This is a genomic window from Sphingobacterium sp. BIGb0116 (assembly GCF_024808035.1).
GTDB lineage: Bacteria > Bacteroidota > Bacteroidia > Sphingobacteriales > Sphingobacteriaceae > Sphingobacterium > Sphingobacterium paramultivorum.
The window spans coordinates 31,333-48,367 of record NZ_JANUDT010000011.1 but is presented as its reverse complement, the minus strand read 5'-3'; the positions used below and the strand labels follow the sequence as shown (position 1 = coordinate 48,367).

General features: G+C 38.7%; 18 protein-coding genes. 3 read left to right on the top strand and 15 right to left on the bottom strand.

What is annotated here, in order from left to right; translation table 11 throughout:
* Positions 1-215: 215 nt before the first annotated feature.
* Complete coding sequence (locus tag M2419_RS23190) at positions 216-1,250, top strand: leucine-rich repeat domain-containing protein (RefSeq protein ID WP_259255704.1); 1,035 nt, start codon at positions 216-218, stop codon at positions 1,248-1,250.
* Positions 1,251-1,328: 78 nt separating this feature from the next.
* Here the strand turns inward: M2419_RS23190 and M2419_RS23185 are convergent, their stop codons facing one another.
* The 4 genes from M2419_RS23185 to M2419_RS23170 form a co-directional block, all read right to left on the bottom strand.
* Positions 1,329-1,742: a hypothetical protein gene (locus tag M2419_RS23185; protein ID WP_259255703.1), complete on the bottom strand. Its 414-nt coding sequence runs from the start codon at positions 1,740-1,742 to the stop codon at positions 1,329-1,331.
* A 64-nt stretch (positions 1,743-1,806) separates the two neighbouring features.
* Positions 1,807-2,583: a hypothetical protein gene (locus M2419_RS23180; protein WP_259255702.1), complete on the bottom strand. Its 777-nt coding sequence runs from the start codon at positions 2,581-2,583 to the stop codon at positions 1,807-1,809.
* 68 nt (positions 2,584-2,651) lie between these two features.
* Entirely contained in the window at positions 2,652-3,089 is a 438-nt protein-coding gene (locus M2419_RS23175) for a DUF5958 family protein (RefSeq protein ID WP_182329641.1), read from the bottom strand.
* Between the two features lie 416 nt (positions 3,090-3,505).
* Complete coding sequence (locus M2419_RS23170) at positions 3,506-3,865, bottom strand: hypothetical protein (RefSeq protein ID WP_259255701.1); 360 nt, start codon at positions 3,863-3,865, stop codon at positions 3,506-3,508.
* 656 nt (positions 3,866-4,521) lie between these two features.
* Between M2419_RS23170 and M2419_RS23165 the strand changes: the two genes are divergently transcribed.
* The gene (locus M2419_RS23165; protein WP_153846671.1) at positions 4,522-5,244 is read left to right on the top strand and encodes a hypothetical protein; all 723 of its coding nucleotides are present in this window, start codon (positions 4,522-4,524) and stop codon (positions 5,242-5,244) included.
* Between the two features lie 13 nt (positions 5,245-5,257).
* On the opposite strand, the gene M2419_RS23160 is transcribed toward M2419_RS23165, so the two are convergent.
* The 7 genes from M2419_RS23160 to M2419_RS23130 form a co-directional block, all read right to left on the bottom strand.
* Positions 5,258-6,154: a hypothetical protein gene (locus M2419_RS23160; RefSeq protein WP_153846670.1), complete on the bottom strand. Its 897-nt coding sequence runs from the start codon at positions 6,152-6,154 to the stop codon at positions 5,258-5,260.
* A gap of 770 nt (positions 6,155-6,924) precedes the next feature.
* The gene (locus M2419_RS23155; protein WP_153846669.1) at positions 6,925-7,545 is read right to left on the bottom strand and encodes a hypothetical protein; all 621 of its coding nucleotides are present in this window, start codon (positions 7,543-7,545) and stop codon (positions 6,925-6,927) included.
* A 6-nt stretch (positions 7,546-7,551) separates the two neighbouring features.
* Positions 7,552-8,184 carry a hypothetical protein gene (locus M2419_RS23150; RefSeq protein ID WP_153846668.1) on the bottom strand — a complete coding sequence of 211 codons (633 nt, stop codon included), beginning with the start codon at positions 8,182-8,184 and terminating at the stop codon, positions 7,552-7,554.
* Positions 8,185-8,284: 100 nt separating this feature from the next.
* Complete coding sequence (locus M2419_RS23145; RefSeq protein ID WP_153846667.1) at positions 8,285-8,491, bottom strand: hypothetical protein; 207 nt, start codon at positions 8,489-8,491, stop codon at positions 8,285-8,287.
* A gap of 11 nt (positions 8,492-8,502) precedes the next feature.
* A complete protein-coding gene (locus M2419_RS23140) occupies positions 8,503-8,976 on the bottom strand; it encodes a hypothetical protein (RefSeq protein WP_153846666.1) in 474 nt (157 codons plus the stop codon).
* Between the two features lie 33 nt (positions 8,977-9,009).
* Positions 9,010-9,567 carry a hypothetical protein gene (locus M2419_RS23135; RefSeq protein ID WP_259255700.1) on the bottom strand — a complete coding sequence of 186 codons (558 nt, stop codon included), beginning with the start codon at positions 9,565-9,567 and terminating at the stop codon, positions 9,010-9,012.
* Between the two features lie 174 nt (positions 9,568-9,741).
* Complete coding sequence (locus tag M2419_RS23130) at positions 9,742-10,023, bottom strand: hypothetical protein (RefSeq protein WP_259255699.1); 282 nt, start codon at positions 10,021-10,023, stop codon at positions 9,742-9,744.
* Between the two features lie 391 nt (positions 10,024-10,414).
* On the opposite strand from M2419_RS23130, the gene M2419_RS23125 reads away from it, so the two are divergent.
* Positions 10,415-10,876 carry a hypothetical protein gene (locus M2419_RS23125; protein WP_153846662.1) on the top strand — a complete coding sequence of 154 codons (462 nt, stop codon included), beginning with the start codon at positions 10,415-10,417 and terminating at the stop codon, positions 10,874-10,876.
* A 38-nt stretch (positions 10,877-10,914) separates the two neighbouring features.
* Here M2419_RS23125 and M2419_RS23120 read toward each other — a convergent pair whose 3' ends face one another.
* From M2419_RS23120 to M2419_RS23105, 4 genes are all read right to left on the bottom strand, one after another.
* On the bottom strand, positions 10,915-11,628 hold the full coding sequence (locus M2419_RS23120; protein WP_159729422.1) for a LytTR family DNA-binding domain-containing protein: 714 nt from the start codon (positions 11,626-11,628) through the stop codon (positions 10,915-10,917).
* Positions 11,629-11,634: 6 nt separating this feature from the next.
* Entirely contained in the window at positions 11,635-12,705 is a 1,071-nt protein-coding gene (locus tag M2419_RS23115) for a sensor histidine kinase (RefSeq protein WP_259255698.1), read from the bottom strand.
* Positions 12,706-12,709: 4 nt separating this feature from the next.
* A complete protein-coding gene (locus M2419_RS23110; protein ID WP_259255697.1) occupies positions 12,710-14,935 on the bottom strand; it encodes an outer membrane beta-barrel family protein in 2,226 nt (741 codons plus the stop codon).
* A gap of 230 nt (positions 14,936-15,165) precedes the next feature.
* Positions 15,166-17,022 (bottom strand): DUF4859 domain-containing protein, encoded by a 1,857-nt coding sequence (locus tag M2419_RS23105; protein WP_259255696.1) that lies wholly within the window; start codon positions 17,020-17,022, stop codon positions 15,166-15,168.
* Positions 17,023-17,035: the final 13 nt, after the last annotated feature.

The window sequence follows — 17,035 nt, the reverse complement described above, 5'->3', positions numbered from 1 at the left end:
CCCAGCGCCTATTTCACAAATCGTCTTACTCCCTTTAACAATAAGCTCCCTGATCATTAAATTATCAGGGAGCTTTTACGATTCACAACGAAGCCAAACCATTATTCATCCAGGTGCAACGAATCGTAAGCCAAAGCGATCGGATATAAATCCACAGAAAAGAGCAGTCTTAAAATATGCATCTTTGCTTCAACGACAAAAGACAAAGCACACACATGAAAAAATATATTATCGTATTCAGTCTATCCTTACTTACGTTAAGCGTCTCGGCGCAAAAGAAAAAGAAAAAACAAGGCCCGCCACCAGTGGTGAAACCTATCCCCGAGCCACCAAAAGTGATCGAACAGGCAGGTACTTCGGAAAGCATGCCTGTTATGATATCCATGCCCATGCGGGCGGCAGATCAGGTGCGCATCAAAAAGACGGATGGGCAAGAACTCAATCTGGAGAAACTGGAGGAATTAGTAAGCACAGACCTTGCTCAGGTAAAAACCTTATCCCTGGGTTCTTCCATCTCCGGAAAGAAGCTCAGCAGCGAAATCCTGCAAAAGATTATGGACGAAGGCAATCAAATGGAGTCACTGGAAATTAGCAATCTAGACATCAGCACATTTCCTGAAATCACAGCCGCCCATCCTAAACTTAAAAAGATCGCGTTAAGCAGAAATAATCTCAGTATACTTCCCGCAAGTATTTCCAATTTGACAGCGTTGGAAGAATTCGACTGCAATAATCCCTTGACGGGTTTGCCTTCAACCTTTGCACAACTCAAAAACTTAAAACAGCTCGGGCTTAACGGGAATCTGTTCAGCACTTTTCCCAAAGAAATTTTTAGTTTGAACGAGCTGTCTTTCCTATACCTTTCGGGCAATTACAAAGGTGAGACCAAGCTGACAGATCTGCCTGATCTATTTGAGCAGTTGCCCGAACTAAAAGAACTCGGCATAGAACATGCGGGGCTATCGACACTGCCAAAATCAATTGCTGCATTAAAAAAACTAGAAAAGGCCAATTTTTCTTTCAATCAATTTACAAGCTTCCCCGCTGCATTGTACAATAATCCCAAACTGGTGTTTGTACCATTTACAAATAATCCCCTTCAATGGAAACCGTTTTTGTCTTCTGTCAAAAAAATAAAATGGAGCGGTCTCTTCTTTTTGAACGATACAGGGCTTAGCAAAAAACAGTACGAGCAGGTACAGCAGATCCTTAGCAAGACGGATGTCTATTATGACGAGATGAATGATTAAATCTTTGTATAGTTAGCCTAAAAGATAATTTTAGGGCTTACATTCGAAATTATTCGTTCTAAATAACACGCGATACAATTATTGCGCATGAAATTTATTTTTAATTGCTTTTGCTAAATTGGGTATATCCTCAATAGCTTGATCAATCATTTGTCGATATAAACTTTCTCCATGTTTTGCTATTAAATGCTCATTTAAATCACCGCTCGTTGGCCTCCCTTCACTATAGACATAAGTAGGCACAATTAAATAATTTGGCACATCATCAAAGGTTATCATTTCCCATGACAACAGCCCTTTAAAATCTTTTACAGCATCCCTGATTTTGCTATATATAACATCATTTTTATCTTTTTCCTTAAATCTGAAACGTAGAAATGGGTATCCCGCATACCGATCATCTATTGACATCATTGATATTCTACTTGTCGCAATCGGGCAGATATCATTTAATGTAAAAAACAAAACTCTATTTATTTCTTCAAAATCCATATTACAGTCGTTTAATTTAATGGCAATGTTAGTCTGACAGCATTTTTGACTTGAATTTTAAAAATCAAAAGTCATCAGACATTATTAATTCGGAGAAAGTGCGTTTTGAAAGATTAATTTCTAATTTCCCATAGGTACCTTCATATGTGGGCGAATCAAAAGAAATTATAGGATAGTACCTAAAAAAATCCTTAAGAGATTTATTATTCTTTAAGAAGATATTTACGTCAACAAGTACACTATCCGAATTACTATAAACTTTCAATTGTTTGTAAAATGCATTATTACCCTCTTTATTTTTCAAAATTGACGTTAGAACAGAATCAATAAAAATTAAATCTCTTTGATTCAGATTATAACTATTATCAAAAACAGAATCCTTTGGAGCATTGAAAATTGCATAATCATGAAACCTCTTTTGATCGAAATAATTTATACTATAGGTATTCCCTTTTTGTAACCGTAGCCTCCTAAAAAAACTATCCCCTATATATAAATCCATAAAGCCATTTTTTAGTAAAGCCTTATCAACCTGTCTAAAACCAGGATTAAAGAAGAAAGTATTTCCATCTATTCTAGTTTTACCCGTTATAGTATTCTCTGCCAACAATAGCGGATTTTCTGTGGGATCGATTAATTCCAACGTAGCAGAATCAAGACCTAGGGAATAATCAATTACCCGATATGAGGAGTCTTCTCGTATTTCAATAGCGTAATCCGAAGCACCAAACATATCACTATTGACTGTTACGGCCTCAACCAAAACATGATCTTTAGGGGTACTATTACAAGAAACTGTAAAAATTACGACGACCATGCAAATAAATGCGCTTCCTCTCATAAATCTCATTATTTTCCCAATTTTAATTGAACCGACATACCCCTCGGCTGATTTATTCGAGCCCAACTTCATACCCTCCTTCCTTCAGATACCATTATCTTCTCAAGCTTTTCATGATCAGACAAATCCCAATACCACCATTTGTGAGGATTGTCTTTTTCATCAATAAATCTTCTCTCATAAGCTACTTTAAATAAATTTAAAAGCAGCACAAATGCTTTTGTTAACTCATATTCCGGCAGATTTATAATTTTTTCTAAATTATGGTTTGCAACTCCTCTTTTAAGCAGCACGCAGGGAGTAAAAGTGGACTTTAAATCACTTTTTATAATCGCGGGTTCAATATCTCCTTCCTCCGGTTTAGACTGCATAATTAGAAAAAGAAGTTCGTTTAGAAATTTCTTTTTCGTCATCAATTCAAGTAATCTAAAACCTGGTGTTAATTGATCAATTGCAATCAAACCTTGTCCAAACCGATTAACTAAAATTTGGTCTTCTAATTTCATATTTATATAAGTACGGATAAATAGTCACATGAACTTGGTTCTCTTTTTAACAACAACAACAAGAGTATGCATGTCGTTTTTTTCATATCTAGTCTCCTCCCTAAGACTATATCATCATAGGCTCATTAACACCTACTAATTTTAAAAATAAAAAGACAAATACTTCCCCTAAATAGATTACTTTACTTAAGAATAAATAAGCTAGCCCGGGAACTACATTTTCTGTCTTCCTCTTTCCTGCAAACCATTTTGATAACACAAAATCTAACCGTAATATTTTATTAATCAAACCTTTGTATCTCACCTGAAACTGAAATTAGTTTTTCAATTAAATTGGTCCCCACCGATAATTCAATCACCGAATAGGTTTAATAACCAAAGCTCGTCTAGCAGCATTGGCCCTTGTTTCATTAGTTTCATTCAATGAATTGCTCCTTTATCTCCGATACTACATCCGAAAAATGTTTCCACTTCCAATGCGAATAAATATCCTTGACCACACCTATTTTACTGAAAACTGAGTTAAAATAGCCCTCATTTAATAAAGTTTGGAGAGCTGCATGAATTCCCTGATAAGAGAGCTCTTTTACAATAAGCATATCTGTAGACCAAAAATAAATTTCACGATTTTTCTCCATCAGTTTATCGATATTAGTCAACGTAAACAATGTTCCAAAATAAACCTCATCATTCTCTAAAATAATGTTGACATCAAGGTTATCATCATATACATCGATAACTTGATAAGGAGCTGGAAATCGAACTTTAAATTTCATAACCTTCTTACTTTTTATAAACTGTCAACCAAACTACATCTGTCTCGGCACCGAACCATAAAACCTAGCCCCATAATCATAGCTATATATTATCCTATAATTCGGAACCAAAGCAAAAACATCAAAATACTAAAAGTGAGCATTAGAATTAGGATTAGCTTATATACATTTAACTTTGCATTTAGATCGTTAAATCTAGGGATCAATAAAGTAAAAATCAAGGCTATTAAAGAAACGCATAAGATTTCTTTAAAAAGGACTGGATATGAGTATCTATGCAAATAAAGATCAGATCCAATAATTAACATATATATTGTCGTAAACGCAATTGAGGTATGATAAAAAAAACTCTTCTTCTTAATGATTAAGATCAGCATATTTATAGTAAATAATGTGATTAGACAGCATATTGACACTATACTGTGATATGGAACGGGGTAGCCGTAGGAACCTTTTGGAAGTCCTAAATATCCATCATAGTTTATCAAATCATTGCCTTTTTCGACCAAAAGTACGAGCTGGAGGAGGATGACTAGGCACGCTATAATTTTAAATAGGTTTTTCATAATTAGTTTTCTCGCCCTAATATTCATTGTGGGTTTTTTGGGTTATTTAGTAAGTTTGCACGCAAAACACTACAGCACCTACTTTATTTAATGAGCAATCGAAAGAGAAACAATACATATAAGAAACAGAAATTGACAGAAAAATTTGCTCTTCACTTTCTTTTGCCTTTTGTATATCTGATAGTCCTGTATTTTAGTGAAGCTCCGGTCATTATTTTTACGGGAATCCTGTCCCCACTCCTCTATATATTTATTTTTGACCGCAAAATTTTCAGTAAAAGATTTGTTATATTTTCTTTTCCTGTATTTTTGACCGGAGCATTGATCTACAGCTGCTTACCCAATTTTCAATATCAGAGCTTTCGTTTTTTTCACCCCAACTGGACAGAAACAGAGGGTAGAATTATCGATTATAAAATCGAATGGCTACCGACTGCCAAACGCACTGATAAAGCTTCTACAGCCACCATTCATTATGCATATAACGTCGACCTTCGCGAAGAACAGGTATATGCACCAAAAGCAGTCATCCGATATTCGGGAGACGTCTGGAATACCGAAAACGATATTGCTACTTATAATCTAGCGCTGCAAAAACAAGTGCAGGAATATATCGGTGCCAAAAATTACAAGATACTGCTCAATGAACGAGCTGAACCAAAATTATTTATGCCCCTGGATATTTTTAACTTCAGAGGGTCAGTCTTACTTCAGTCCTTAGTCATCATTTTAAAAGTCTCCGTCGTACTGGCTATTTTTGTAACCTGGCCTTATCTGCCAGCGATCCGATCGAAATTTTTAAAGAAAAGTTAGTCAAAAAAAACAACTATTTTAATCCCCTCTTTTTTAACCCCATCTTTTGATAGAAAATCTGGCTCTCTTCTCGAGCTAATTTCGACATTTTGTGATCGACATTAACTTTTTCTGCCTTATATTTCTTTAAGTTACTAATCATAACTATGTAAGCCTGCAAAAGCTCATCAGGGCCCGTATTTTGATGATCTATTACACGTTTGATTACTGTACCGTTTCTAATAAATGATATGGAATAGTGTAAAGATGGGCCTGTGCCTCCGCCAATATATTCAGACTTTAAAGAGCCGACATCCAAACGATCATATGCATCAAATATGCGATCGACCATTTTCTGATTAAATCGATAAGCTGAAAGTTCATCCTCACTATTTTGATAATAGTAATTGCCGTGTCTATCAAAATAAAATGATTCATCAACACATGTGTACCCAACACCTACAAATACTTTAGAAAAAAATATTCCATCAAAACTATTATTTTTTGAACTCGAAGGTCTGCAATATGCGACATCATAGTTCATATTTTGATCAAATAATATCAGGCTGTCTTTTGTCAGATTTTTTATCAGGTAGATATGCCAGCTCTTTCGTTCAACATCCCAAATCCGTAAAGAATCTTTTTTAATATCAAAATTGGTACGGAATCCTGTCGTCATACCATCGCAAACATTCGACTCGCTTTTTCGATAAAATGCACAGCTCATATTACATGAATCCATACGAAATTCAAAACCACAATTATCACGGATTTTTGAAATCACTCTTCCCGAACCAATATCGGGCAGGGTTGCCGTATCGAAACCCCAGCTTCCCTGTATATTTTCTATTGATTGCTTTTCATTATTCCCGGTACAGGATAGGATCAACGTACCCATAAATACACTAAAAACAAGTAAAAAACGATTCATTATACTATACATGCTAAAATGAAATTTCAATTCGTTATGGAAGTCTACTGTATACGATGTTTATAGTCCTAAATCTCCATAATTATGTTAGGCCGTATTTGTTTCTCGCCTACGAGAGCTGTCATCTGTTCACTAGAAACATTAGAGAAAAGGTATTCATGTTAAAATCTATTTGCGTGCCAATACAGTATTCTTATATATATCATCAGTATCCATGCATCTGATTTTTTGATATTGATTAGATAGCGCTTTTTATATGCGCTCAGTATATGGAAAAAGCTTATCACTTATCATAAATATATAATTGGAGTTCAAAAGCAAATCAGCTTCACCAATCACCTGTTTTACAACTTGCTCTGCTTTTATCAGCGATTCCATATTTTCGATTTTGTCAATAAACAAAACCGTCATTCCCTTTTCATTCAACCCTTTTTCAATGATGTCAGGCACTTGATTTATCCTTTCGCAATTAACCAAGACATTTCCCCAAGCACCTATATACTGCTCTTCGAGTTCTTCTTCATGATCAAGGAGATCATGAAATATTTAACCGTCTTTTGCTTCGATTTCAACTAAAGCAAGCCAAATATTTTTGTACATTTTTATATCTCTTGTTGATCAATCATCAGATCGTATATTATTCCTTTGGGTCTATTTTTACCAACTTTAAACAAATGTCCCTAATATAATAATAACATGCTTTACAGTAGGTTATTCTAAAAAATCAGATTGAATTCATAAATTCACATCCTTAAGGATAACCTTTTCATTTAATTATTTTTGTTCAACGGAACAAAAAAACTATTCGGCTCATAATCATCTTCGTCAAGTGAAAAACCATTTAAATAAAATAGATAAGCAATAGAATATTTTGTATCAAGTGGACTTTGAAACTCACCTTTCAAACGCAAGATAACCGATCCACGGATATGGTACGTAAATCGTTCAATAGATTCTGAAATAGGTTGGTCAACGTATTTTAATACTGCTAAATCTTGATTAAAAATCCTATATTTATCAACTATTTCGGCTATAAAAGCTTCATCTTGCGGATTCGTTAAAAGATCATTAAGAAATTGCGAGAAACTTATCTCGGTATCCATATTTTCCTTAAAATAGTTTCTAAACCACAGTAAGCGCCCCATAAAAAGTCTATTCCCCTTTGTTTTTCCGTATACAAAAAGTAGATCATTTCGATCGTAAAAAAATTCACTACTATCGCTTAAAACAAACGTCCTAATGCTTGCGGATTTGTGCAATGTTTCTGCGTCTTCTCTAGAAAAGCTAACTTCATTAGGGCGAGGATCTATAGAAGCCGTTTTCTTGTCGTCAGGATGACAACTACAAAAAAAAGCTGATACACAAACTAGAAGTAACAATCGCAATCCCATACGTTCCTATTTATATTTTACATCGACTTCATAATAAGTTTTTGGTGGACTTGGTGGATTTTTTATCGCCTCATATTTATGTTTATCCAAAAATGCTGAATTTCCGGATAAATAGATCCGGTCGATCTTCTCAAAATAATTGTAATAGTCAATCAGCGATCTGATTTTATCTCCAAAATCCTTATCCCGAAACGTGATGATGCCGTTTTTGCTCTTATAAAAAATATCGTTATCATTATTAATCAATAAGATATCGTCTTTAGAAGTAATCAGGTAAATTTTATAGTCTCCATAGGGATACATTTTATTGTCATCGCGATTAATGGTATCTCCCTGGGTTCGATATTTATTTACTATCGTTTTATACAACTTGTTCCATTCGGCACTATCTAATAGTTTATCATGGACCTTTGCAACAGCATCGTAATCAAATATATTTTGTTGAAAAGTTGAAAAGCTAAACTTGTCATCTTGGATAAGTCCATCTTCAAAGATAACTTTAATATAAGCACTGTCTGTCCTAGATGCGCTGTCTATCTTTTTATTTTCAACAACAGGTCCATTGCAGCTTGATATAAGCAGCAGGCAACTCATCATGCTGGCTAGCAACCAATGTAGAATCTGTTTCGTTTTTTTCATTTCAGATTGCCCATTTTTAAACATATTTTCATAATGCTATGTTACGGAAGTTTATTTCTTACGATGTTTATTGTCCTAACTTTCCATAATTATGCTTGGATTAATGCCTTTCCAAATTCCATCCAGTCGGTTTATCTTCCAGATCTGTGATGTCAAGCCCATTGATTAGTGTATAAAGTGGCTCTTCAGGAAAATTATTCATCCGCAATAGAATCAGCTTGTCGTATTCTTCGTTGTAATAGTAATACCCAATTTCTGGATGTTTTTTCCAAAGAATAGTTGACGAAATTAATTCTTCATTGTTCATAAGACCTTTATTTAGTAAACCTTGTTCATCGCGTTACCGGTATGTTTGTACTGCAATCCCAGATTATCCAATACCCTGTTTTTAAAGTTGTCTATAGCGATTTTTCTATCACGGATCTCCGCTTCATTTTCAGGTTTGTTATTAACATGTTTTCTTTCTCCCGATTGTTTATTTTCTACAGAAAGAAGCAATAATTCGGTTGGAGATTCCGTTGGAACCGGAATTAATACCCAGTAGATATCATTATTTTTCTCATCATTAACATAACCTTCGTAAAAATAAGGACTGTCCGTGCCGATTTTAAATAATGAATCCTGGAGAGTCATGTTATTATAAGCTGTTATCTTTTTAATAAGAGAATCCTGCGTTACATCAAATTCATACCGTTCGGCCATTAAATTACTTCCAGCAGCGATGAAGTCGCAAGAGGCAAAGAAACCGCTCAATAAAATTAGAATCACTATGGTTTGATAAAATTTGAACATACTTAATCCTTTTAAAAATAATATGCTATCAAGTTATTCAGAACGATAAGAATTTATTTTGATCCAATTGCTTGACGTTATAATTCTTCCATTTCCCTTATTTTTTAGATATAGGTGCAATTTCACCTTCCTATCTGCGGTCGAAACTCTCAAATCGTCCTTTCCTACAGTAAATCGATATGAAATAATACTGTCCTTTTTCAATTCCAATTTGAATTCCTCTAAAAATGCGCAGTTTGGCAGTACAGTCGGTACTTGCTTTCCTTCTGGATAAAACTGTCTTGACAATAACCTAATTTGATCATCTGTATTTTCAATAATAATTTGGTTATGTTTTAATGCATCTGGATTCTTGGTTTTATAAAATACGGTCGGGTCTTCCCAATAATCAGGACAGCCAGTTGCAAACATTCGCTGATCTAATTTTAATATTGTATCCATTTTTGATTTGAACTCCAACCTTACAAGATAATCATTCCCCGTTTTTCTAATCGCTGTTTTTAAACATATTGAATCTTCGCATTTTTCAACGGATTGACATGAAGATAAAACACCTAATAAGGCAATATTTAAAAGTAGAATTATTTTCATAATGCTATGTTACGGAAGTTTATTTCTTACGATGTTTATTGTGCTGACTTTCCATAACTCCACCACTACCTATTTTTCAGCGTATTTCGTATATAAATCAATAATTCTAAGCATACATATACAATAAATATAAATATGAGGATGATTTGAGCCCAATCATTCAAAAAAGCTAGTTTATCCATCATATTTCGGTTTATTTTTAAGTTTAAAAATATTTTTCACAATCTTAACAAAGAAATAAATAATCAAAATTATATGGAGAAGCAGGCTGGCAGGGCTTAGTATACCGCCATCACCTGGCTCATACCTAACTACGGTATTCATTTCTGGATTATGCACCCCAATCCCACCGTAGGGTACAACTACTTTATGATTATATCCTTCCAGACGAATCAATGAATCATAATATTTGACATACTGCAATGAATCATAATTCACAGTTTCCTTTTTATCCATATTTAAAATTGACTTGGTCTAAAATAAATTGCGGCGCTTTCTTATCCATGCTATTTCCATAAACCGTCCATCGTACTCATTAATATTTTTCAATAGTTCGGACAGATCCTATAAGGAAGTTCCTCTATAGGGCTTTAATAGAAAAGCTCAGAAATCATACCCACATGAAATGATCCACAATTAAAAAATGCAGTGGTTTTTATGGCCTTTTTTTTTCTAAAGCAAATTTATAACTTTATTTACTTGGAGACTTAAAAAAATGCAATCATTTAATGAAGATCTAGCGCAATGCACCACCCAATAATGATATTCTCTAAAGTCGATTATTTAACATACCAGATAACGCATCAGCAGATTGGAATATTAATATAGCTAAATTAGAGATAAACACATGAAAAATTTCGAAAGAAACGGAAATGAATACAAAATGAAACCCCAGTTAGGAACCTATGTTCCTTTGGTTGGTATATTTTCCATTATGGCCCTAGTAGGTTTCATTAAAATGCCTGAATCCTCATTTAAATGGTGGATGCTGGGTATTGTCGTTATCTTGATGATTTCCCTGCTTAGAGCCTATTTCATCATTGATATGGACAATAGGGAGATCCGTACACGTAAGGGACTTTTGGGTAAAGAAGTGACCATTCCACTGGAGAGCCTACAGGGTTTTAGTATCCACAAGCTTAAACAATATGGCTTTATCACGATCAACGTCGCCCTGATCGCGCGTTATAAGGATGAAAATGGGAAAGAAAAAAAGGTACAGCTGGCCCAGAGCTATTTCACAAAACCAATTAATCGTATTATTAATGATATCGACGAAATCATAGCTGTTCATTTGGCTCAACAATGATATAAATCCCTATATAATCATCAAACTGCAGTATCTACTCAACTACGATTTAAGATCGATGTCATCACGTCCTCCCTTAAATTTCGGGCGATCGGAATTTTGTATTCCCCCACATGTAACTGATTCCCTTCTATGATTGCTATCCTATTCCTATTGACAAGATAGGATCGATGGCAGGCGATAAACTGGTGGACTGGCAGCGTACTCATCATCTGCTGTAGGCTGCAATAGGTCACTTCCTGCGAATCTATCGTCTGCACGATCACATAGTTACCCATACTCTGCACGAATAGGATATCGTGCAGAAAAATCTTCTTTAACTGTTTGTCCACCTTCAGAAAAATATGCGCATCTGGAGAAGTTGCCAACAGACCTGCAGATGGAGCAGCGCTGCTGAGCACATCAAATGCCCGATTCGCCGCCTTAAAGAAGCGTTCGAAGGGCACCGGTTTTAACAGATAATCGACAACGTCCAGCTCATACCCCCGCAATGCATATTTTTCGTACGCTGAGACGACGATTATCTTGGGCGGATTGCTCAGGCTCGCTATGTAATCCAAGCCCGATATCTCGGGCATCTCAATATCAAGAAAGATAAGATCAAGGGGATGCAAACGCAGATATTGGCTCAACTCGATCGCATCTTCGCATTCAGCAACAAGCTTCAAAAAATCTATTTTCTCGATGTAGGATGCGATTCCTTTGCGCGCAAAAGGTTCATCGTCCACTATAGCACATCTGATCTCTCTCATAAACAATTATAAATCTAGTATTAACTCAGCAAAAAAATGCGTTGTATCGGCATGCGTATTCAAGGTATGCCGCTGCGGATAGCACAATGCCAATCTCTTTTTCAGATTGGTAAGTCCCGCCCCCGACTCTGCTACCTCAGCCCGGGGAATTGCCGCCTCAACTGCCGCGGCCCCGGATAGGCTATTGGAAATGCTGAAGCATATGTTAGTAGGACGACGCTTGAGACAGATTGCGATCTCGTACTGCCCGCGCACATATTTAAAGGCATTTTCTATTAAAGGCTGAAAAAGCAAAGGAAAGATGCTGATGTCTGTCCAATCCTCGTCAATGTCTGTGCGCACGGTCAATCTTGCTGTCAACCGCTGCTGCTGAAACGCAATATAAGATTTTAAATATGCAAGTTCCTGCTCCATCGATACCTTTTCATCCACCGTATAAATCTGATAACGTAACAGTTCCGAAAGCTGTTCGACACTTTTTTTTGCCAATGTATTTGATTCATCAATTTGAAAATAGACCGTATTAAGCGCATTAAAGAGAAAATGTGGGTGGTACTGACTTTTCAATAATTGCAATTCGGTATTTAGCTTGTCCGCTTTGATCTGTTCCACATAGATGCGATTGTCGGCCATATTCCTGTCGCTGCGCTCGTTCCGCAAAAACATGTAGTAAAGCAGAAACAAGGGAACATAAATCGCATTAACCAAGATGTAATCAATATAACCATCCCCCATATAGATCCAGCCCAGGCGTTCGGACACGAAGACCGTTGGATTCAATATCCCCATGATTTGAACAACAGCAACGATATACTCTACTGCGACATTTGGTTTGACGGTAGGCTTTGCAGCAAAGATCCTCGCCAGTCTCCGCCGCCAAAGCACTGTTATGACGTAACAAAAAACCACCGAGATAAGCAGTCCAACCGAATGGATCCTAATTCCCCCAGACCAAAATTCATCTTTCTTGGTTATATCTGTCACGACACGAAGAATATTGAAAGAAGCGATTCCCCAGAGTGCCGGACCTAGATAGTGTATGGGGTTTCCGCTTAATTTTGCTATGTTCGCTCTCATGATATCAGTAATTAATCCGGTTATTTTCTTCCAATCGGTCATTGGCACGATCGCTTTTTAGGTTACCTTTCATTCCGCGATGTAATCGGTAGGAAAGGTTGATCCCAATAGCTCTACTGTCGTACAACTCCCTGTACTTCCCTTCCATAGCATCACTACTAAAAATTATTTTAGGCCTGTTGGTCCTGAAAAGGTCATTGGCATAAATATACAAAGTTAATTTATCTTGCAAGATGGTTTTGCGTACGGCAGTATTCATAGACCAGAGGGAAGCTATGGTAGCCTGCCCCTCGGCAGTAGACCCATTCCAGAAGCCATTGAGCTCGAGACTGAGTTTAAAAGGCAGACTTACCGTATTTTGTACCTGCAAAGAAGGTACCAGCCGCCTGTTTCGATGCACATCAGTTACCGTCCGCCATTCAAAAGAGGTATAGTTCAGGTTCCCGTTCAGCTGTATGTTCCACTTTTTCAGGGGGGAAATACTCGCTGCATTAAACCGCAACCCCACATTGGATGCGTGCTCCAGATTCATCGGCATAACGACAGTCCGCCTTTGCTCGTCCAGGTTGTAGCTCTTGCTGATCGCATTTTGCCGCAGGTTATAGCGCAGCTGCAACGAATAGCTGTTTTTGAACAACCAGGTCAGTTCCATCGTATGGACAAACTCGGGCTTCAATGCTGAGTTTCCCTTCTCGTACAAATAGGGGTCGTTGACCTCCACAAAAGGGCTCAGGTCTTTGAAATTGGGACGATTGACCCGCCTGTGGTAATTGAGCGAAAGCTTTTGTTCCGCATCCATTGCATAGGTCGCGGTCAGGTTCGGAAACAAATTTTTATAGGATCTCAGCATGATAAAATCTGTATCCTTATCATTGGCGGTCCTGCTCTTAAATGCAGCATCCTCAAATCGTAGCCCCACATCAATTTGGAAGAGGTCCGAAGGGCTAAACCGCGTCTGCATAAATAGCGCTTTCAACTGCTCCGCATGACCGAATGTATTGGTCAGGTCGGCGCGGTCCTGCCAGCTGTTGTCATGAGTTTGCTGATAAAATGAATTGGTACGCATATTAACCTGCGTCAATTTTCCACCAAAAGAGGCCGTCATATTTGGACGGATGTCGAGCATATATTTCGATTGCACGGTCGTAATAGTAACCTTTCCTCCCGTCTCACCGCGGAGTTTTTGCTGCAAGGCCGTTACTGAACCATCAGCACCAAATTTGTCCAGCAGTTGATCTTGGGTTTCGGATTGGTTAAACTGTTGCCGATCAAGATAATTTTCCCATTTGGAGCCAGCGCCAAACTGAACCGTCAAATGGGCTCCGGTACTAAAGTTCCTAAAGGTATGCCCCAACACATTTCCTGTTGCTATGCTGGAGTCCACCTGTGAAGAGCTGTTAAAGAAATTAGAACGAACAGCTTCCTGTTTGGTCCGCTCATGATTGTTGATTAATACATAAGTCCCCATTTTCACGTGATCATTTGGTGCATAATCGAGCGTGCCGTTGTAATAATGATTGCGATAATTTCTCTTTCTAACGGCGTCCATATCCAATCGCAATGCATTGCCCCTCTTATCCCCCTCCTTGCTGATATACCTGGTCGAATTAACATCAATTAATTCCGTCCCTTCTCCATAAGAATAGGTATGCGACATCGCCAACTTAGCGGTGTTGGCGGCCACGGCGATATTTTGGAAGGTTCTGCTGTACTTCCCTTGTTCGGCATTGGTCGATAAAGAAACACTGAGGCCAGGGGCGGTCCTGTTGATCCGTTTCAGATTGATAAAGCGGGCATCACCATTGGCATCCATTGTAGCATCTGGTTGCGTAATAAGTTCGACAACATCGAGCGATGCGGCTGGCATGGAGGCCAAAAAATTGATCAGATTTTCGCCATCCATAAAATTTGTTTTGCCGTCGACCAGCAGTTGAATGCCCGCTTGCCCGTTTAAACTGATCTTACCATTTGCTAAAATGCTCACACCAGGCATTCTGCGCAGCAGCTCCAGGGCGCTACCCGAAGAACCGGCGCTGCCTTTAGCTACCTGATAAGTCAGCCTGCCGGGAGCAATTTTAAGGGGATTTACCCGTCCCGACACGTGTACCTCATTCAAGCGTATCGGTTTAATGGTGGTGGTATCCTGCAACGAACAGCCTGTCTCCCCATAAGCGGTACGGCAAGCAAACAGCATTGTGGCCAACTGTAGATAGATTAATTTTCGGATCATTATTCGTATTCTTTAATTCGATACGAATGTATAGGCCTAACAGCGGTTGCCTAAATAATTTATTCGAACGGTATGATTTTCGGGATGAATGACCACAGCTAAGCGCAGAGCCCAGAGGCATCGATACAATAGCAACAATACAAAAATCAAAAAAGCCACATCTCCCGACGTGGCTTAAACTAAACATAAACATATGAACCACCATCTCATCTTGTGGTTTTAACATACTCTTATTTGATATTCACATTAAATGTGAACGTCGCCTGCACGCTTTTCGTTCCTTCGTACGTATACAGCAGTGCCTGCTTGATGGTGTATTTCTTTCCAGTGGCCAAAGCGCCCGGATATTGACCGATGGAGAACGTTATCGTACTGGCGTTAAATTCCGAAAACAAGCCCGCACTGGCACCCCAGTTGGTGACAGCCCCAGCAGGCGTAAACCAATGCCCGTAACCTGTGGCCGTATTGTTGGGATTTAAACTTCCATTCGGCTCCACGGCATAGAACTTAATTTTCCCGCTGCTCATCAAACCCGCCAGGTCTGCCGAAGATATGGCCAAAGCCTCCCCTAGCTGAGCGGCATTGACGCTTACCTGCGCACCCGAATACCCTGTGGCATCTGCCGGGAAGCTCAGGTCATAATTCAACGCGATATCTTTGGGCTGACTGCTCACCTCATTGTATCCTGTAGCCGTTGTACCCTGAATTTTGATTTCGTAAGGCCATTGCTCATCATTGCTATCGTCATCATCCCAGGCATGTGGCTGGTAAACCGATGGGGCGCCTGTGACAACAAACCAGAGGTTGCTACAATTGGCCGGAACAGTAAACGCTACCGTATTCTCCGTGCCCTCCGTCCTGTCACCATATACCCGCGTGCCGTCTTTCAATAAAGCCACATAGCCATAGCGCCATCCGGCACGGCTGGCATCCACCGCGTTGAATCCGGCGGCATTTGGTAGTCCCTTAAAAGCTACTGAAACCGGGGTTCCCGCAGCCGGAACTTCGAGCGGAATCACATTATAACCCGTAGTACCCGGACAACGATCATAGGCAACGCGAAGACTACCGTTGGATTGCCGCGTAAATTTGGTCGTCAGCTTACCAATATAATTCTTTCCATAATCCCGGATGCTGTTCAGGTCCCAGGTCACAAAGTGGGTCGCCGCATCATAGATCTCATTGTTGAACTGCTTCACATCGATACCCGTTATACGCATATAGGCCTGCACCGGATCTTCGGGTTTTAACGCTTCGCGCCAGATGCGGCCAATCATATCGATCCCATGTTTACTTGTCCAATACCAATGGATGAAATAGCTGGCATAACGATATTTCTCGTGATGAATATGGCGAAAGTAATTCTCGGTATAGACGGGAAAATCGGAGCCCGAAAATGCCTGTGCGGGATAGGTTTGGTAGGCCTGCCATTGCGCTGTCTGCTCCCAAAACCCATTGCCGCTCGTTCCGCCAAAACCGTAGCGAAATCCATGTCCACCTTTTAAATCGGCAAATACCTGATATTGAAAACTATGCCCGATCTCGTGGGCAATCACGGCACCTACTGGCTTACAGGTCGCCGGATTGATCCACAATGCGCCGATCGTATCGTCGTAACCGCCACCATACGCCATCCATTCTGTCGTATAGTGCACAAAAATCATCATTTTATACTTATCCAGATTGGATCGGTTTACTTTACGTTCTGCAAACTTCAGGGTATTGATGTTCAATGCGTAGAACTGTTCGGCCTTGGCCAGAAGATCATCAATATCGACACGGTATTCTTCAGGTACAGCGCTGGCATTGGGATCATTCTTCCCATAACTTGCACCCCAGAACACGATAAAATGCTCCGACTGACGGCTGCGCGAATAGGACCATTTACTCCCTTTATCGTTATAATCCATCCCTTCAAATTCCTTGGGCTTATAAATCTTCAAAGAATCTGTCCCCACTGTAACGGGCGGCGTGGTGACCTCTTCCTCGACCGGAAGTTCAACTTTTTTGCTGCATCCCTGCGAAAGGAATACAAGTGCTGAAACCAGTATCAGCAGGACTTTATGCAATACTATACTTTTCATCATTTGCGCTTTTAAT